Here is a 20,011-nt window from a genome sequence, read left to right on the forward strand (position 1 = left end):
TAAAGCAATGAAGATAAATTCTAACTTATTCCAATTTGCGGTTTGATACATATTGACGATAATTTGATACAAACTGAAACTATGAGCCCTGTCAATTGAATTAATTTGTTTGTTGCCAATAAAAATTTAGCTATATGTGGAAATTTACAGGATTGCTTCTCTTTGTTTTATGCATACAAAGTGCTGTTGCCCAACGACCGAATTTTGTAATTATAATGGCAGATGATCTGGATAGCAAACAACTGAGTTGTTATGGCGGTAAGAATATTCAGACTCGAAATATTGATGCCCTCGCAAAACAGGGAATGAAGTTTAACCGGCTGATTGCATCAGAAGCGATGTGTGTGCCAACAAGGGCGTCCTTATTTACGGGACTATATCCCATGCGGCATGGGTCTTTTCAGAATCATAAGCGGGTGGATCGGAATGATCTGAAAAGTATTTGTCATTATCTGGGAGATCTCGGTTATACGGTGGCGTTAACCGGAAAGGATCACAGTACAAAACCGGAGTCCGTATTCCCTTTTAAAATAATTGAAGGTTTTGAAAAGAATTGCGTTGCCAATACAGATGATTATTCGCTGGACGGGATTTCAGCGTTTATGAAAGAACAACAGGCGAAACCATTTTGCCTGTTTATCATGAGCACCAATCCGCATATGCCCTGGACCATGGGTGATCCTTCTGAATTTGATGCGGATAAACTGGTGCTGCCTCCGCATTGGGTGGATTCAAGAGATGTGCGCAGTGATTTTACCAGGTACCTGGCCGAAATACGCAGGCTGGATAATCAGGTAGGAGAAGTGATGACGCTGTTGGATGAAACCGGCCGGAAAGAGAATACCGTTTTCATTTTTTTGGGTGAACAGGGGCCGCAGTTTCCTGGTGGTAAATGGAATCTCTGGGAGAATGGCCAATATAGTTCAATGATAGTGCGATGGCCCGGTAAAGTGAAAGCAGCATCAGAATCTCAGGCTATCTGCCAGTACGAAGATATTATGCCAACACTGGTAGCAATGGCGGGTGGTAAACCTATACCCGGACTGGACGGTAAAAGTTTTTCATCTGTATTGGCTGGGAAGAAAAACATGCACCGCGATTATGCCTATGGTATTCATAACAATACACCGGAAGGTCCGCCCTATCCGATCCGAAGCATTCGTGATAACCGGTATAAATTTATTCGGAACCTTGATCCATCACTTCTATATCATAACAAGTTTATGATGGATACTGTCAGGCAGAAGAATTACTGGACTACCTGGCTGCGGCTTTCGGAAACCTCAGCGCAGGCTAAACAACTAACCGATCGGATTATGATCCGTCCGGCGGTTGAATTGTATGATTTGCAGACGGATCCATATGAGTTAAATAATCTTGCCGGTACGCCTGCTTATCAAAAAATCAGTGATAAACTTCAGCTTAAATTAACTGAATGGATGAATCTTCAGGGGGATGCAGGAGCTGGTACCGACAGAAAGTATTAATATTATAATCCGCCACAAGTGGTCTAAAATATATAGTTGTGGCGGTGTATAAAAATTTATAATCCGCCATAAGTGGTATAAATTATACATTTGTGGCGGATTATAAATATTTTGTAAATGGAAATTATAATTGGAAGAGAAGAGGAAAAAGCGATTCTCGGGGCTGCTCTTTTTTCAAATGAAGCAGAATTGATTGCCATCTATGGAAGAAGGAGAATTGGTAAAACCTATCTCGTTCGTAACTATTTTTACGAGAATCTGGTGTTTGAAATGACTGGCCTTCATAATGCCAGCCTGCGCGAACATTTGGCGAATTTCAGCAGTTCACTTCAAACTGCAATGGGAATGGCTGTTCCTCCCGCACCCCCTCATAATTGGATGGACGCATTTCAAAAGTTGGATAGTTTTCTTCTGAGCCTGCCTAAAAAATATCCGATCGTTGCCCTGTTTGATGAAATGCCCTGGCTAAGTACACCAAAATCAGGTTTTCTTCAGGCATTTGGATACTGGTGGAATACCAGAGCGTCCAGAATTCCGCATCTTAAAGTAGTAATTTGTGGGTCTGCTGCATCCTGGATGATTAAAAAGGTTTTCAATGACCGGGGGGGATTACATAACAGGGTGACACATAGAATCCGCTTATTGCCCTTTAAGCTTACAGAAACAGAACGATTTCTAGATCATCATGGAGTAAGGTTGGACAGATATCAGGTGATGCAACTGTACATGGCAATGGGAGGTATTCCGCATTATTTAAAGCAGGTGAAAAAAGGAGAGAGTGCCACGCAAAACATCGATAAACTCTGCTTTGCAAAAAATGGGTTTCTTCGTACTGAGTTTAAGGATTTGTATCATTCCCTGTTTGCGAATGCCGGCAATCATGAAGCAATTGTGAGAGCGCTTTCCAAAAAACCGGGAGGTATGACCAGGCCGGAGATCATCAAAGCCTGCGGGTTTACAACCGGTGGGTGGATAACGGAAGTTTTTGATGAACTGGAGCAGTCCGGTTTTATTTCGCAGCATATTCCTTATGACCGGCGCGTACGGGATGCCATATTCAAGCTTACAGACGAGTATAGTCTGTTCTATTTGAAATTTATCGAAGATTCCCGTGCTTCCGGTGCTGGAACCTGGCTTCGGTTATCCGGATCGGCATCCTATACCAGTTGGTGTGGTTTTGCATTTGAATCTGTTTGTCAGAAACATGTGAATAAGATCAAACACGCCCTGGGGATTTCAGGAGTCTATACAGAACATTCTGCATGGCGCTACCATCCAAAGAAAGGAGAAAAAGGCGTTCAGATTGATTTATTGCTGGACCGGGCTGATTATTGTATCAATCTTTGTGAAATGAAATTTTCTACTGCAGAATTTGTGATCGATAAAAAATACGCGACGGAAATTGATAAAAAAGTGCAGGTGTTTAAGCAGCACATGAAAATAAAAAAAACAGTTTTCCCAACAATGATCACCACCTATGGTGTAAAGCAAAATATTCATTCCACCGGTCGCATCATAAATGAGGTGGTAATGGATGAGTTGTTTTAATCAGTTAATATGTATTTGAGGATGGTGCTATTGCTCCAATTGGCGGGATATCTCCAACCGGATGACCAAGTATATCAACCGTTGGATTTAATCCCTGTAACAACCCCTGATAATCTCCAGGTAGTAACTTAACGGGTAAACCCTTTTCGCGAATCAATAAAGTGGCAACAGGTATATAATCTTCCACGCGCATGCCTCCCGGTCGTATAAATGATGGGTTCCCAAATTTCGGTTCTGCATCTCTGATAGGCGCATCTGCAGGCCAGCTGCTGGCAGCATACCAGAGATTGTTCTTAAATACGATACCATCCAGTAACTTACTGGCAGTATCATCCTTTTTATTCTGATCGCCCAGTACCATTTTTGATCCTCCCATCACATAAAATATGTTGTTCATGATGAGGATCCCTTTTGAACTTGCCTCTATCGCAATTTTTGACATCAGTTCAGGTGATACATACATTGTGTTATTGTAGAAATAACTGTTCACCGGGCCTTGTTTCGGTTGCTTATCTCCCTGGTACCCGCTGAGCCAAAAAAGTTTTCCCTCCTGGAAAGCACCATTTTTCCCTTTTATCCGATGGCCATCGTTTACACTGATATTGTACCTGTAAGCGCAGTTGTAATTATTGCCAAGTATCTCACAAAATCCGCCCGCATTATTGGCGCTGAAATTATATTGTAGTACGATATGATCACAATTGAAATCGATATGTGCACCGGCCGAATCACCCGGGCCGTTGGCATTCGTGAATCGGTTGTGCTCAATCAATACATGGGAAGCACTCCAGGTCCAGAGTCCGCTTCCACGGCTCCATTTTCTGCTGTCCGTATTACTCCCGGAATGATCAACCGAATTGCGATACACATGAATATTTTTGACTTCACTCATCTGTATCCCCGGTCCGCCGGTATGACTCAACTGGTTATCATGAATCCGGATCCATTGAATATTTTTTGCCATCCCGGTCAATTTGATTCCGGTATGACTCAACTCCCGTACAATTGAATTCCGGATATCCACTTCACGGATCTCCGATCCTGCTTTTGTTGCCATCAGGCGGATGCCCCATCCGTAACGCTGTGATCCATTGGCAGTTTTAACTTCCGCGGCATCCCTTTTAAATCCTTTGTTTTCAAAATATACCTGTTCTATCAACAGACTGTCCAGTTCAATATGATGACAGGTTTTTGAAGCTGTTGCTTCCAGTTTCACACCCACCCGCATGGTTTCTGTTTCACCAGGAGCAGTTATATATCCATCAGCAATGATCCTTGCTTTTTTGACCCTGATATAACTACCGTCCTGTATTAATATTCCTATGGCTTTTCCTTTTGCATCAATGGTAAAGTAGCCGGTTGCTCCCTTCCAGGCATAACTCTCAATGGATATGGGAGCAGTTGCTGTTCCATGCTGGTTCACCAGTCTGAGTTCACCCTTGAATGTTTGTCCGGCTGCCAGGAATATCTTATCTCCAGGTTGGAATTGCATGTTACTCAATTTCTCCAGGCTCTGGAAAGCAGCCTCCCTGCTTACTCCTGAATTAGAATCCTTTCCAGTGTTATTATTGACAAAATAATCGGTTGCGCCTGCCTGTGATACAGACAGTAAGAGACTCAGCCAAACTGCGCCCAGGTGTGCCAATGTTTTCAAGTCCTTATTTTTTGAAGTTAAATCGGTCGGGGTGTAGTTTGTTGTACTCCTCATTTTCCAGCAAACCCAGAAAAGCCGGTGGTACCAATCCTTTTTTCCAGGCTGCCAGCAGTTGTTCCAGTGCCGGTAGGGCAGCTCCCGCTGAACCAGCCCGGTTATTCTTCTCTTCCTTGTCCATGCGGATGTCAAACAATTCTGTAGATCCTTCCTGAATTATCAGTTTGTCCTCCACTGTCCGGATTGCATACAACTCCTTTCTCGGACCCCTCCAGTACAAGGCCTTATGTGGCGGTGATTTTTCTGTACCTGTCAAATAGGGAAGGAGGTTAACGCCATCAATTGGGTTGATAGGCTGCTGTTTTGTCAATGCTGCAGCCGTAGCAAATATATCCAGGGAGATGACCGGCATATCATAGACTTTCCCGGCGGGTAACACCCCTTTCCATTGCACGGCAAAGGGTACCCGTATCCCGCCTTCATAATATCCACCTTTCGCACCACGCAGGGGTTTGTTATTGGAGGCATTGTCATTGGTGGGACCGCCATTATCCGATAAAAAAAAGATAAGGGTATTGTCATCGAGTTTCAACTCTTCCAATGTATTCAGCAATGCATTGATTCCATCATCCATGGCACTTACCATGGCTGCATAGGTTCTTCTCTTTGGATCTTTAATATGCGAAAACCGTTGCAGATAGTTCTCTGATGCCTGCATGGGCGTATGCGGCGCATTGTAAGCCAGGTAGAGAAAGAAGGGCTGTTGCGCATTCGATTTGACAAACTGAACAGCTTCGCGACTGAATGCGTCTGTGAGGTATTCTGTTTCCTCTGCCACCTGCTGGTTCCGTATCAGTTTGGTTTTATAACCATCGTTCTGACTTCTGGATTCCGTATGATCCCGCAATACCAATAACTCCGGAAAATAATGATGACCTCCATCCAGAAACCCATAAAACTCATCAAATCCTTTTCTATTCGGATGCTGCGATGGATGTGTGCCCAGGTGCCATTTACCCAATATACCTGTCCTGTAGCCGGCTCCTTTCAGCAGTGCTGCCATGGTTTGCTCAGATGATGGCAATCCCATCGTGCTATCCTTGGGCGCATACAGTGGATTTCGTGAAAAGCCAAAACGATCCTGATACCTTCCGGTGATTAATCCTGCCCTACTTGGTCCACATACAGCAAAGGATACATAACCATTGGTGCAGGTGACTCCATTTTTCGCAATCCGGTCAATTCCCGGCGTTGGAATATCCTTGCTTCCATTAAAGCCTACGTCGCTGTAGCCCAGGTCATCAGCAAGTATTATAATGATATTGGGGGCCGTTTGCTGTTGCGCATACAGGATGCCGTTATACAGCAAACAGCTTCCAGCCAGACTTATTGTTAAGAGTAGTTTTTTCATACAATTTAATTCCAAACCGGATTTTGAGTCAGGTTTCTGTTTGCATCTATTTCACTCTGCGGTATAGGGAATACTTCTGATCTTCTGCCCTGGTATACAGGCGCATAGGGTGGTACCGGATCCGCATCTGCCCGCTGGAATGCCTGTTCAATTTGTTCCCAGCGTTTCAAATCATAAAAACGCAACCCTTCAAAAGCAAATTCCACTCTTCTTTCATGACGAACGACTTCCCTCATTTGTTCCTGGGATAAATCAGCGCCTTCCACTGCTTCTACTGCTGGCATGTTCACTCTTGCTCTTACTTCATTCACCAGCGGATAGGCTTCTGCCGCGCGATTTAATTCCGTTAAAGCTTCTGCTCTCATTAACAATACATCTGCATATCGAATTACATAAAAATCCTGGCCACCTGGTGAACCTACCGGGATGCCTGTTGCTGAGGCACTGTTTCTCAGGTATTTTTTCTGACCAAATGTGGTTGCGGTATTACCACGAAAAACAGTTCCTAAATCCGTTATAAATATATCTCCCTGGAAATAGACAGATGCCGTCAGGCGCGGATCCCTGTTTTCTTTTTGATTCGCCTGACTATATAGCGGCGAACTGGTAATTGGTAATCCATCTGTACAGTAATAATCCCGGATGAGATTGCGCATGGGTTGCACATTCACTTTTGGAATTCCCAGGAAGGTAGCAGAGAATACTTCGCCGTTATTACTCTGATCCTGTATAAACCGAACCGAAAAAACAATTTCTGGTGTTATTTCTCCGGCGAGACTAAAGAGATTACTGTAATTTCCGTATAAGCCGTAACCCATATTCAACATTGGTTCAGTTGCTGCCAGTACAGCATCATAATTCTTATTGTATAACTGAACTCTTGCCAGCAATCCCAAAGCCGCACCCCTGGTAGCATACCCAAATTTATCTGCGGTATAACTCATCGGCAAAGCAGCCGCTGCATCCGTCAAATCCTGGATGATGGCATTGGTAATTTCCTGGTAACTGTTTTTGCCAACATAAGCTGTTTCCAATGTCTGTACTTCCAGTATGAGTGGTGCTTCTTCAAAGTAGAGCGCAATATTGAAATAGAACAAAGCCCGTAAAAACTTTGACTGGCCGATCAATGCGGCCCGGCTCTCCGCCGTTATATCGGCATCCGGTATCTTTTCAATATTTGCAATGGCTGCATTCGCCCTGGCAATGCCTTTATAATTAGCTGTCCAGAAAAGATTGAAAAAGGAATTGGCCGGATCAGTTCTGCCTTCCATAAAATTACCCGGTCCTTCAAACTTATAGCTGCCAAAGCAATTATCGGTTAACCCGTCAAATATGGGAATACCCGCCGGACCATTGAGCGTTCCGCTGTATAATACTCGATCCTGCAAGGCTTCATAGATACCATTTACCCCCAATTGTGCATCTCGTTCATTTTTCCAGAAATTGTTTTCCGCCAATTGCGATAAAGAACTTCTGTCCAGGTATTTTTCACTGCAAGCTGAAGACAACAATACAGTTGAACTCAGCAGTAATAAATGTATAGTGCGTTTTAACATGACTTAGAATTTAACGTTAAGGCCGGTTGTGAATACTTTATAAAGCGGTGTCTGCTGGTCGGTTGCTCCGCCCGTTGCTCTTTCCGGATCAAAATTTTCCAGTTTCGTAAACGTGAACAGGTTCTGTGCACTCACGAAAATGCGTAAACGCTGAATGGCTGCTTTCCGGGTAAGTGACGCTGGTAAGGTATAACCGAATTCAAGGTTACGTAACCTGAAATAGGATACATCCTGAACATAAAAACTCGAAATAGTATTGTTGTTTACACCTCCCAGTCTGGGTAATTCCTTCGATGGATTATCCGGTGTCCAGCGATTGAGCCAGTAAGAGAGCGCATTGTTCCTGTCATCAATCATTGGCAACTGACCATTGGAATTCAGGATGCGGTCTACATCTCCGATACCCTGCCATACCATATTCAAATCAAAGCCGCCATATTCAAAACTGCTGTTGAATCCATACAACCAGCGCGGGAAAGGATTGCCTATGATCGTTCTGTCATTCGCGTCAATTTTTCCATCAGGAGTTTTATCCGGACCTGAAATATCAGCATAGCGGATGTCTCCGGGTTTGGTCAATGCAGAACCAAACTGCACTGGTGCATTGGCGATTTCATCCTCCGTTTGAAAGATTCCCAGTGCCTGGTAACCAAAATATGCATTCAGTGGTTGCCCTATCCGGATGATGGAATTGGCGCCGATGGTTTCAATTCCATCAGGACCAAGACCCGTTACTTTATTAACAGCCATCCTTGTTACATTGGCTGATAAATTCATGCGCAGTTTGCCAAAATTCTGGCGATAAGCAGCAATCAGTTCAACTCCTTCATTCAACATGCTGGCAGCATTCTGCGCGGCCAGGTTGGTCACACCAATCGTATTGGGAATCGGAAAATTTGTATAGAGGATATCAAAACTTCTTCTCCTGAAATATTCTGCGGAAAAAGAGAAGCGGTTCTGGAACATGGCAAGATCAATGCCTGCATTGAATTGCTCAATGGTTTCCCAGGTAATTCTGCTGTTCGCCAGCGACGTAAGCGCCACTGCCGGGATTACCACATCATTTCCAATATGATAATCCAATCCGCTGTTATAAGTTTGCTCATAGATATAATTACCTATCCGGTCGTTTCCACTCAAACCCCAGCTGGCACGCAATTTCAGGTTGTTGATACTGGGTATGTTTTCAAACCATTTAGAGCGTCCGATATTCCATCCTGCTGATACAGAGGGGAAGGTTCCATAGCGATTATTCGGACCAAATCTGGAAGAGCCATCCCTGCGGAGATTCAATTCAAGCAGATAGCGATCATCATAATTATAATTGATACGGCCAAAGAAGGATTGCAGACTTACCTCATTGGCACCTCCCGAAACAGATGGGTTGATTACTCCACCACCATCAAATTCCTGAATCGCATCAGATGGAAAGCCCTGCAGGGAACCCTGGAAGCCATCGGTTTTATCATAGATAACCGAATGTCCGGCTAATGCCGTCAATATATGATCTCCAAAGTTTTGACTGTAGCGCAGAATATTTTCATTTTGAAGGCGGTAAAAAAATCCGAATTCATTCCGCAATGAATTGAGATCATTCGCATTTACAATGGTGCCATCCCAGGCGCGGTCGGTTCGTGTGGGACTGAAATTCGATGTGTTATTAATATTGATATTGATTGCACCACTGGTTTCAAAACTGAAATATTTCAGGAAACTTGCTTTTGCGGCAAGACGGCTGCTTATATTGATATTATCATTTTCATAATCACCAAACTGTCCACGTAAAATAGGATTGGTAATGGGGCGGGAGAAATTGGTATTTTGCCAGGCACCATCCACAATGCCATATTCTCCATTCGGATAAAATACCGGCACAGTTGGTGCGGATCGCTGAAATTGATTAATAATACCAGTTTCACCGGTAATGGCATCGGGTCCGCCTGAAGGTCCACGGAACTTCGACCAGAAAGTATTGGTGTTATTGGTGATGGTTAACCATTTGGTTGTTTTATTGGTAAGGCTTAATCCAAAGGTGTACCGGGCATTTTTGAATTTGCCTTTAACGATGGCATCCTGACTGAGTATACCTGCAGATAAACGAAATGTAGTTGCTTCGTTACCACCTGAAAACGAAAGATAATGTTGCTGAACAGGTGCATCTCGCAGGATGGTATTGGCCCAGTTGGTATTGGCATATCGCTCCGGACTCGTGCCATTTTGTATCGCATCAATAGCCGCCTGATCGTATCGTATATTGGTATTTGCACCTTCCGCATTGATATCGCGTTCATTTCTCAGCAATGCGTAATTAACAGCATCCAGGTATTCAGGTACTACTGTTACGCGCTGAAATCCAAAGTAATTATTGTAATCAAAACTGCTCTTGCCTTTAGCACCCCTTTTGGTGGTCACCAGAATTACGCCATTGGCACCTCTTGCTCCATAAATGGCCGAAGCAGAGGCATCTTTCAAAACAGAAATGGATTCGATATCAGTAGGAGCAAGGCTGTTAAACTCTGCGAGTCCGTTGTATTGAATATTGTCAATTACAACCAGCGGTGTACTGGCTCCAAAAGTTCCAACACCACGAATAATGATGCTGGAATTGTCGGCGCCTGGCAAACCGTTGGACTGTGTGAGTTGAACACCGGCAACCTTACCATATAGCAGTTGTCCGGAATTGGTTACGGGCTGGTTTACTGCATCATCAAACCGGATGGTTTCAACCGCCCCGGTCAGGTTGATTTTTTTCTGTTCACCATAACCTACCACTACCACTTCATCCATGGAGCCGGATTCCGCTTCCAGTGTTAGTGTCAGATCAAAGTTCTGTCCAATTGCCTGCGTGATGGTTTGATACCCTACAGAACTAATCCGGACGGATTTGGCATTTTCAAGCGCAATGGAAAATTTACCATTGGCATCTGAAATCGTTGAGCGCGAGCCCGGTAATAATTGAATGGTAACTCCTTCCACAGGTTTTCCATCGCGTGAGGAAAGCAGGGTACCGGTGAGACGTTTTTCCGTTTGTGCATGGAGCACAGATACGGAAAGCAGCAAGGTTAGCAGTGTTGCAAAGCGCTTGCGAAAAAGTTGTTTCCACATAACAAGCATCGTTTTGATTTACCCTTCAAATTTGGTTGAAAGCAAAAAATTTGAGGGGGGCAATGGGTTCAATCAGGAGGTTTAATCGTTCAAAACGTCCTAATTCTGAAGGCTTTGGGAAATTTTCTCCCGGTATTCAGAAGGCAGACAGCCGAATTGTTGCTGAAAGGATTTCTTGAAGTATTTATAGTCGTTGAAGCCCACTTCAAAGGCCACATCATTCATTTTCATATTCGATTGCAGGATCAGTTGTGCTGCTTTTTTCAGTCTTATTGAGCGAATAAAGCCGGTCAGGCTTAACCCTGTTAGTGATTTGATCTTCCGATACAGGGTACTCTGGCTCATGAAAAGATGATCTACCATCATTTCCACTCCCAATGCTTCGTTCTGGATATTGTTGTTTACTAAATCGATGGCTTTGTGAAGAAATAGTTCATCAAGATTGTCGGCGACCAGTTCCGTGCTATCCGGTTCAAAGCGGATTTTCTTTTGGTAATAAGCTTTGAGTTGTTTGCGGTTTTCAAGCATGTTGTGCACCCGCATTTTCACCACTAACGGATTAAATGGTTTAGTGATATAATCATCGGCTCCTGTTTCCAGTCCGTTTAATTCATAGGTTTCCGATGCCCGTGCAGTTAGTAATACTACCGGTATATGGGAAGTGGCTATATTGCTTTTGATTTCAGAACATAGTTCAATGCCATTCATATGCGGCATCATGACATCACTGATGATGAGGTCGGGAATTGTTTCCAATGCGAGTCGCAAGCCGGCTGAGCCATCTGCTGCTTCCAGTAGTTCATATTCATCTTTCAGCAACTCATTCAGGTACCTGCGGATACCTTCATGGTCGTCGATCAACAATACCAGCGGGCGGTTATTCTGGTGATACGATGTTTTTGATTTTTCTACCGGTGCCGGATCTGTTGCAGGTATGCTGATAGTAAATACCGACCCTTTTCCAGGATAACTTAATGCCTCAATGGTTCCATTGTGTAATTCAACTATGTTTTTCGCAAAGGCGAGTCCAATACCACTGCCTCCTTCATGATGCGATTGGTTGGATGCCTGGTAAAAACGGGTAAATATTTTCTCCAGATCCGATGCTTCAATTCCTATACCGGTATCTGCTACCAGTATGCGGGTATTCTGGTTCTCCGTTTCGGTTTTAATAGTTACCGATCCCTGTTTCGAAGTGAATTTTATTGCGTTGCTGATAAGATTACCAATAGCCATTTCGAGCTGCTCCTGATCAATTTCCATCCAGGTGGCGCTTTCTGGCAGAATTGCTTTTAGTTGAATCGACTTACTCACAGCAGCCGGTTCAAAATCTCTAACCAGGCCACGGAGTACTTCATTCAGGTCCACACGCTGGCGGCGCAATTGTAATAAGCCATGCTCCGACTTTCGGAAATCAAGCAACTGGTTTACCAGTTTAAGCAGTTTCTGTGCATTGGATTTGATCAGCGAAATTTTCTGAATCTCCGGAGAGGTTAAATCCGGTTGCGCTAATAACTCAATACTGGGACTTAGAATTAATGTTAGTGGCGTTCTGAATTCATGCGAGATATTGGTAAAGAAATTGATCTTGGCTTCATTTACTTCATGTTCTTTTTCTTTTTCAAACTGTACCCGCTGCAATTCTGTTTTCAGTTTCTTCTGACGCAGGTTCAGCTTTCGCAATCCAATAAATATGAGCGCAGCCATTGCCGCATAAATTATCCATGCATACCAGGAAAGCCAGGGCGGATAAGCTACCTGTATGTTAAGAGACTGCACATTTCCCCATCCCTGGTTATTTCGGTTAGCCCTGAGTAGCAGTCTGTAGTTGCCTGCTTTTAACCCGGTAAAATTCAATTCATTTTTTTTGCCCAACTGCATCCACCCGGTTTGAGCAGGTTCTAACTTATATGCATACCCGATATTTTCAGTCCCAAGAAAATCATTGGACGAAAACTGAATACTGAAATTATTATTGTCGTAGTCGAGCTGTATGTTATTCGCGTATTGGAAGGCAACAGGTACTATTTCGTTATTGATATCCAGCTTCGTTAAAACAATCGATGGTTTCTGGTAGTTGGTTACTACTGTTTCGGGATTGAAGTACAACAATCCATTATCGCCACCGAAATAAAGTTGCCCGTTTTCATCATGGTACGAAGAAGTGATGTGAAAAGCATTGATTTGTACGCCATCTGCTTTTCCGAAATGATGAAATATACCTGAGTGATTATTCAATTTGGATATTCCGGTAGTAGTAGAAAACCAGATATTTCCATTTTTATCTTTTTCGAGGGCACAGATGAACTGATTGACCAATGCGTTTTCTTCATTGAAAAAATTTTCAATACGCAGTGCAGGCTGGTTTTGTGTGCGCTTAATTTTATACAATCCATTTGGTGTGGCCAGAAAGAGTGTTGATCCATCCAGTAAAATATCGTGGATAATTAAATTAGGTAAGGCATCGCCGAACAATTCACGGTGAGAATAGAGTTGTTGTTTTGACTGATCCCAGTAATTAAGTCCCGAATAAGTTGCTATCCAGATATTACCCGACTCTTCTCCCAGGATACGATTGATCCGATCATTCTCAACCTGTAATGGGCGACTGGCATTTTCTGTAAAATGAACAGCACCGGAGGTATCGGATTTGTTTTGAAAGGGGATACGCCAGAGACCGCTTTGCTGCGTGCCGAGCCATAGTTCCTGTTTTTCGGAGAGAAAGGCGGTAGTTATTTTTTCTGTTGGGAATAAATGGAGTTGGGATTGATCTAATCCGGAAGCAAAATAAAAAAGTCCATCATTGGTTGCCACAAACTCACTTCCATTTTTTTTGTAAAGTTGGTTGATTCGGGTAGCTGGTAACTTGCCGGCTCTGCTAAAGGTTTTATCAGTTCCGGCACTTAGTTTAAACAAGCCCTGCGAAATACCTCCCAACAGCAATTCATTATTATTAGTTTTCCCGATGGCAGCCACATTATTATCCGGCAATGCTGTTTTTTCATTGTTAGCAAGATGTAAAAATCCTTTATTGGGATACATGATTAATACGCCCCCATAGGAAGTGGAAAGCCAGGCAATGCCATTCGAATCAAAATAGATATGAAGGATGGCATTGTGGTTGTTGTTTTTCACGTACCCTTCCCGCATGGTGGTATTGATCCGTTCAAACGTATTCACTCCCGGATCACTGACATAGAGTCCATTGCCCCAGCTTCCAAACCAGATTCGTTGTTGCTGGTCCACTGCCAGTGAAAGGGCAAAACGGGCGTTGATATTCGTGGGTATTTCTGTTATCGTGCCGGCAAGCTGGTCGAAATAACGCAAACGTACCTGGCTTTCCAGGTTACCCAGAAACCAGATTCGTTTTCTGGCGGTATCCTCACAAATATTATAAACACTGAAGGGCTGGGGAAAGCGCTGCAAGGATCCGTCTTTGCTGTTGTAACGACACAGGGTATTTCCATTCGTGTACCAGATAATACCTTTTGAATCACAGAGCAGGTTATAGATCTTACTGTTGGAAGGAAAATGTTCGAGCACTTTGCGGTTCGCCACATCAATTTTAAAGCAACCCATATTCCAGGTGCCCACCCATACATGTCCTGCAGAATCTTCCGTAAGTGAAATGATGCGCAGCGGTTTTTCTGTAAAGTTTTGAAACAGCTCATTCCAGTTTTCCAGTTCCTGGCTGTTTAAGAGCAAGCGGCTCAATCCCCCGCTTTTGGTACCAATCCAGATATGCCCTCTTACTGAATGATAAAGGGTTTCGATGTTTTCATTGGCCAATGCCTTCGAACCCGGAGCCGGACGATAATGCTGAAATGTATACCCATCATACCTGGATATGCCGGCTTCAGTTGCAAAATATTTAAATTGTTTATCATCGCTGATGGTGCGGGTTACGAAATTGCTCAACAATCCCTTTCTCACATTGAGCACATCAATGGAAAATTCTTCCTGCGCCTGTATGGTTAGAGGCAGGAGGAAACAGGCAATCAGAAGCCTTCTTGTTAACAGGGCAAGCAATCGAGCCATTGGAATCTTTAACAAATGTAAATGGAACTAGTTTGCAGTTTTGGTTTTGATCTCATCAATTTTTGCCTGCATTTCCTGAACCCGGACGGGTTCTGCTGTTGCCAGGTTGCTGACTTCTCCCGGATCTTTCGAAAGGTCAAAGAGTTGAGGTTCATGCGCTACGCCACTTTCAATCCCTTTATTGGCCATAAAATCCGGCAGTTTTTTGTTCTGATCATGGGGCGCAATATATTTCCAGTTAGCATTTCGGATACTCAGCGTGTAGGCTTCTTCCAGCATCCAGTCCCGCCCTTGCTTTGTTTTTCCACTGAAGGCTGCCCACTGGTCCTCACTGTCGATGGCTTCATTTTCAGGAACCGGAATTCCAATTAGTCGGGCCAGTGAGCGATACAGGTCAATTTGGGTTACCAGCGCAGCTGAAGTTTGCGCTTCAATTTTCCCCGGCCAGGTAATAATAAGCGGAACTCTTGTGCCAGCTTCAAAGGCACTGTACTTGCCTCCGCGATAGGGCCCGGCGGGCTTGTGGGATCCCAATAATTCTATTGCCTGGTCTTCATATCCATCATCTAATACCGGACCATTATCACTGGTAAAAATGATAATCGTTTCCTTTTCCAGGTTCAGTGCTTTTAATTGTGCGATTACCTGTTGCACGGTCCAGTCCATCTGCATAATGGCATCCCCACGGGCACCCATAGCCGATTTTCCTTGGAACTCTTCATTGGGTAACCTGGGTACATGTATATCGTGGAAGGAGAAAAACAGGAAGAAAGGTTTTTCCTGGTTTTCTTTCATGAATTTGCCGGCCTTTTCTGTAAAAACCCGGGGGAAATCCTCATCCCGCCAGAGCGCCTCTTTTCCGCCTTTCATATAACCGATCCGGCTGATGCCATTTACGATGGTATTGGAATGTTGCAGGTCGGCAGCCTGTCTGCGCAACTGCGGACTGTCAATTCCGTTGGGATAGCCATCCAGCTTTTGTGTATAGCTCACTTCAATCGGATCAGTTGGATTCGCATTCACTACCCGGTGATTTTCCAGGTATACACTGGGTACCCGATCGCCGGTAGAGGGCAACAGAAAACTATAATCAAATCCGATTTCAAGCGGACCCGGTTTTACCTCCTCATTCCAATTCACTTTTCCATTTCCCAGTCCCAGGTGCCATTTACCCACTACCCCGGTAGCATAGCCCGCTTTTTTCAATAAGGCAGGCAGTGTGGGTTTTCCTTCTTTAATCAGCAGGGGCGCATCTCCGGGCAGGATGGCTGCGTTGTTCCGGAACGCATATTCTCCTGTCAGCAGGGAATAACGGGAGGGGGTGCAGGTAGCAGCCGGACTGTGGGCATCGGTAAACCGAATGCCGGTTTTGCTCAGGCTGTCAATAAAAGGAGTTACAGCAGCGGGACTTCCATAACAACCCAGATCTCCATACCCCAGGTCGTCTACATAAAAGAGAATGATATTCGGTTGTTGGGGTTCCGGAGTTTGGCAGGCCACCATCGGTAAGAAACCAATCAGGAAAAGGCGGAAAAGGTGGGTGTTGATTTTAGGCATAACAATCGGTTTTCTAATTCAGTAGTGTGTAGCAATTTATTTTATCCTCCTGCCGGAAGCAGGGTGGATTCAGTCAGGTAGGGGGACAAATAATGCATTTCATGGTTTTTGCTACCTCCTGGCTTGGAAATGCAGGATTTGACTTGGAAACTGACCCGAATACCCCCCAGGGTTAAAATTGGCCAGGAGTATTTTACTGCTCATCGATTGCAAACCAAAATTGATTGTTATGAGTAAAAAAATTACCTCTCGTTTTAGCCTGGTTGGCTGCCTGCTGGCACTCCTGTTGGGCTGGTTTTCTGGCGCAGCCCAGTCGCCGGGCAGCCCCTGTGATAACCGCGCAACCTATCTCTATTGGGTGGGCGGATCCAGTACCGATTTTTTTGATGAATCTAACTGGCGGGAAGGAAAACGAAAAGTTCAACAGAGCGATTCTTCCATTACCCGATGTGGCCCCGGTGTTTCTACAAAGTTTTTTGTGTGTCGCGGCGATGAACACCCTTTAACTGACAAAATTCCGGTAGCCGGTACCCTTCAACCCGGGCAACCAATACCATTTAATATGGTGATTTCCGGCGTAGCTGTTCAACTGACGGCTCCGCTGGTATTCAGTTGCCTCGATAAAGGACTTACATTGGATAATGCACAGTTACAGGTTGGAGCCGGACTAAGTGGTACGCTGCATTTATCAAATGAAAGTACGGTTCGGGTGCAGGGAGCCAATTTTCCAACTGGTCTGCGAATCAGCCTGGAAGATCACGGCTCCTGGGTGTATTTTGATCAATTGAATCCCCTTGAAACGGTGGCTCTTCCACTGAGTTCCTGGATGGTTCGGTTAGCCGTGCCTGGTAGTGCCAGCGAGTTGCTGATGAATCAATACTACCAGAAGGGTTCAGTGGTGCGAATCAATCCCGCTGCTTTCAGGCCACTGGAAGTTTTCAGCCAGTCGGGTTTTGAAGGTTCGGCTGCTACGGTTGGTGTGAATACTATTTATTCTGCGGGTTCCATTCCAGGCGGACTCAATAATGCTATCCGGTCGTTTAAGTTAAAGCGGGGCTTTATGGCTACCCTTGCCGTAAATGGAAATGGAACCGGCAAAAGCCAGGTCTTCATTGCCTCTGAAAAAGACCTGGACCTGGCAGACCTTCCATTGTCTTTGAGTGGCGAGGTTTCCTTTATCCGCGTTTTGCCCTGGAACTGGGTTGCCAAAAAAGGAACAGGTGGAAAAATTCAGAACAATCCGTTGGATGCAGGCTGGTATTATAACTGGGGATTAGGTGAGTTATCAAACGGGAATTATGAATATGTTCCCATGGCCTGGGGAGCAGGCGGAACAGCACCCAATAATATTCAGTTGCTCATTGATAAACCTTCTACTACCCATTTGCTTGGCTTTAATGAGTCTGATAATTGTGAGGATCAGTCCGGGCAGTTCAATAACCTTTGCGATCCTGCCACCGCGGTTGCCTATTATGAGCGCCTGATGCAAACCGGCTATCGGTTAGGCACACCCGCACCTCGTGAAAATGGTCCCAGTACCTGGCTGCGCGAGTTTGCGCGTATTGCCAAAGAACGCGATGTGCGCTTTGATTTCCTGGCACTGCACTGGTATGATTGGGGCAGTTCTCCTGCCAATTCTCCCAATGCCAATCCGCAGGAAGTATTCAATCGGTTTAAAGCCTATCTGCAACGCGTACATGATGAATACCAGTTGCCCATCTGGATTACCGAGTTCAATGCCAATCCAAACAGGGAGAACAGTGTGAATGCGGCTTTTCTGGAACTGGCGCTGCCTTTTCTGGATACGCTCTCCTATGTGGAGCGGTATGCCTATTTCGAACCGAATCCTGCTTATGGTTCCAATACCGTAGCTCCTTCCAATTATTTTGATGCAACAGGTGCTATCACCAATATCGGACAGATTTACAGAGATCATGTTGCTGCTGCATCTATGACTGATTCTGCGCTTGTATCGCCAAATAATTTGTCTGCAATGAACCAGCCTTTGCCAGTTTTCCAGGAACAGCAATTTGTATATGAAGTGGAATGTGGTTCTTTTCCAGGTAACAGATGGACAGTAGGGGAGGCTTCCACTGCGTCCAATGGAAAATTCCTGAAAGGTAACTTGGCTGTGGCTGCCGGCAGCAGCCTTTCTTCACAGGTGCATTTTGATTTTGAGGTAGCAGAAGAAAATAATTTTAGAATCTGGGTACGGACCAGGCAAAATGGAGCGATGGCGATCCAGGTGAATCACGACCGCGTGGATTCTGTAGTTGCCCTTACCAACACAACATTTGCCTGGCAGTCCTTCCCCCGACTATATCGGTTCAAGGCTGGTAAAAACCGCGTGAGCCTGGGTTTTGTGAATGGCGTTACGGAGTTTGATCAGATCGCCTTTATAGCCGGTAGTGAAGATGTGGGGGAACCTTCCAAACCTGCCGGCTATTGTGATACGGTTCCTTTTGTATGGGGTGCTGCGGGTACTGGTGATCCTGTGTTTGCCGAGGCAGAAGCAGCTGTTGCAGGTGCTAACTGGACAGTGGAGACAAACAGCACAGCTATTGGCGGACAGTTTATTAGCAGTTCAGCAGTTTCTGTTGATGCTGCTCCGGATGAAGCAGGTCAGCTTCGGTTTAGCGTTGACGTTAGTGCTTCCGGTGCTTATCAGTTCTGGGCAAAAATTCAGCATAAGGAAGAAGGTGCGAATAAACTCTGGTGGAAAAAAGGAACTGACTCTTTCACCAGCTGGTCGGTAGGTGTGCAGCCTGATTTTGAATGGAAATGGGTTCGTTATGATCCCGCGCTGTTGGGTGAGAATGTGCAGAATTATTTATTCCTGGAAGAAGGATCACATGAATTTACCCTGGCCTATGCAAGTGGCGGTGTGAAAATCGATCGGGTGGCATTGATGCCAGCCGGACAATCACCTGCATCCATTGATCCGGATGTGATCCTGCAAAGCGGACCACAGTCTTTTGAAGCGGAAGAAGCTCAATTACTGACGGGCTCTTTGATTGTTGCATGTGCTACTTCATCCAATGGAGAAATGGTGAACATGGGCCGGCTGGCAACAGGCGGGGTACGATTCAGTGAAGTAAATGTTAGCAAAGCAGGCACCTATCGCCTGACGGTTCATTACATGAGTGCCGTACAACGTAGTCTGCGGGTATTGGTCAACGGTAGTCCGGTATTTTATTCCTTTGCGGCTTCCGGTCCCTGGTGTTTCAATGGAGGTTCTCCCACCACACGTGTGTTAACAATTACTTTGATTGCTGGTCCCAATACCATTGAGATCAGACCGGTTGCTGGCAGCGATGCACCGTTTATTGACAGGATCGATATTGAAGAGCCGGTTGAGCTGACTGTTTTACCATCTGCTGGTATCCGCAGTGATGCACTGGCAGAAAAGGACATGAACACCGGTTCCTTATATCCGAATCCGGCCAGAGCTGGTTCAATAGTATATATACCGGGACTCGAAAATGCAAGAGTTTCTTTGTTGGATTTGAGTGGCCGTTTGCTTGAACGCAGAGTAATAAATAATGGTACCGGTTACCGGTTGCCGATGTTGAAAAAGGGCGTTTACATGGTGAGAGTTGATCAGCAGGGTATGGTTAAGGTGTACCGGTTGATCATTGGGACTGAGTGAGGTCTGAAT

Annotated in this window: 9 protein-coding genes; 3 read left to right on the plus strand and 6 right to left on the minus strand. The window is 44.8% G+C overall.

Annotated features, from left to right (window positions below; translation table 11 throughout):
• Nucleotides 1-134 precede the first annotated feature (134 nt).
• Together B2746_RS13605 and B2746_RS13610 are read left to right on the plus strand one after the other, a co-directional pair.
• Nucleotides 135-1,487: a sulfatase family protein gene (locus B2746_RS13605; RefSeq protein ID WP_290794928.1), complete on the plus strand. Its 1,353-nt coding sequence runs from the start codon at nt 135-137 to the stop codon at nt 1,485-1,487.
• 117 nt (nt 1,488-1,604) lie between these two features.
• Nucleotides 1,605-3,035 (plus strand): AAA family ATPase, encoded by a 1,431-nt coding sequence (locus B2746_RS13610; RefSeq protein ID WP_290794931.1) that lies wholly within the window; start codon nt 1,605-1,607, stop codon nt 3,033-3,035.
• A 4-nt stretch (nt 3,036-3,039) separates the two neighbouring features.
• Here the strand turns inward: B2746_RS13610 and B2746_RS13615 are convergent, their stop codons facing one another.
• The 6 genes from B2746_RS13615 to B2746_RS13640 all read right to left on the minus strand — a co-directional run bounded on the left by B2746_RS13615 (nt 3,040) and on the right by B2746_RS13640 (nt 16,353).
• Nucleotides 3,040-4,689, minus strand: a complete 1,650-nt coding sequence (locus B2746_RS13615; RefSeq protein ID WP_290794933.1) for a right-handed parallel beta-helix repeat-containing protein — start codon at nt 4,687-4,689, stop codon at nt 3,040-3,042.
• 4 nt (nt 4,690-4,693) lie between these two features.
• Nucleotides 4,694-6,097, minus strand: a complete 1,404-nt coding sequence (locus tag B2746_RS13620) for a sulfatase-like hydrolase/transferase (protein ID WP_290794936.1) — start codon at nt 6,095-6,097, stop codon at nt 4,694-4,696.
• Between the two features lie 5 nt (nt 6,098-6,102).
• Nucleotides 6,103-7,653: a RagB/SusD family nutrient uptake outer membrane protein gene (locus B2746_RS13625; protein ID WP_290794939.1), complete on the minus strand. Its 1,551-nt coding sequence runs from the start codon at nt 7,651-7,653 to the stop codon at nt 6,103-6,105.
• Nucleotides 7,654-7,656: 3 nt separating this feature from the next.
• Nucleotides 7,657-10,758, minus strand: coding sequence for a SusC/RagA family TonB-linked outer membrane protein (locus B2746_RS13630; protein WP_290794941.1), 3,102 nt, complete (start codon nt 10,756-10,758; stop codon nt 7,657-7,659).
• 99 nt (nt 10,759-10,857) lie between these two features.
• Complete coding sequence (locus B2746_RS13635; protein ID WP_290794943.1) at nt 10,858-14,796, minus strand: hybrid sensor histidine kinase/response regulator transcription factor; 3,939 nt, start codon at nt 14,794-14,796, stop codon at nt 10,858-10,860.
• Nucleotides 14,797-14,823: 27 nt separating this feature from the next.
• Entirely contained in the window at nt 14,824-16,353 is a 1,530-nt protein-coding gene (locus B2746_RS13640; protein WP_290794946.1) for a sulfatase family protein, read from the minus strand.
• 229 nt (nt 16,354-16,582) lie between these two features.
• Here B2746_RS13640 and B2746_RS13645 point away from each other — a divergent pair, with 229 nt between their 5' ends.
• Entirely contained in the window at nt 16,583-20,002 is a 3,420-nt protein-coding gene (locus B2746_RS13645; RefSeq protein WP_290794949.1) for a glycosyl hydrolase, read from the plus strand.
• The last annotated feature ends 9 nt before the right edge of the window (nt 20,003-20,011 follow it).

This window comes from Flavihumibacter sp. UBA7668 (assembly GCF_002483205.1).
Classification (GTDB): Bacteria; Bacteroidota; Bacteroidia; order Chitinophagales; family Chitinophagaceae; genus Flavihumibacter.

What these genes read in the sequence shown, in the direction of transcription:
- B2746_RS13610 (WP_290794931.1), top strand. Translation starts at nt 1,605, where the DNA reads ATGGAAATTATAATTGGAAGAGAAGAGGAAAAAGCGATTCTCGGGGCT.
- B2746_RS13630 (WP_290794941.1), bottom strand. Translation starts at nt 10,758, where the DNA reads ATGTGGAAACAACTTTTTCGCAAGCGCTTTGCAACACTGCTAACCTTG.
- B2746_RS13625 (WP_290794939.1), bottom strand. Translation starts at nt 7,653, where the DNA reads ATGTTAAAACGCACTATACATTTATTACTGCTGAGTTCAACTGTATTG.
- B2746_RS13620 (WP_290794936.1), bottom strand. Translation starts at nt 6,097, where the DNA reads ATGAAAAAACTACTCTTAACAATAAGTCTGGCTGGAAGCTGTTTGCTG.
- B2746_RS13645 (WP_290794949.1), top strand. Translation starts at nt 16,583, where the DNA reads ATGAGTAAAAAAATTACCTCTCGTTTTAGCCTGGTTGGCTGCCTGCTG.
- B2746_RS13605 (WP_290794928.1), top strand. Translation starts at nt 135, where the DNA reads ATGTGGAAATTTACAGGATTGCTTCTCTTTGTTTTATGCATACAAAGT.
- B2746_RS13640 (WP_290794946.1), bottom strand. Translation starts at nt 16,353, where the DNA reads ATGCCTAAAATCAACACCCACCTTTTCCGCCTTTTCCTGATTGGTTTC.
- B2746_RS13635 (WP_290794943.1), bottom strand. Translation starts at nt 14,796, where the DNA reads ATGGCTCGATTGCTTGCCCTGTTAACAAGAAGGCTTCTGATTGCCTGT.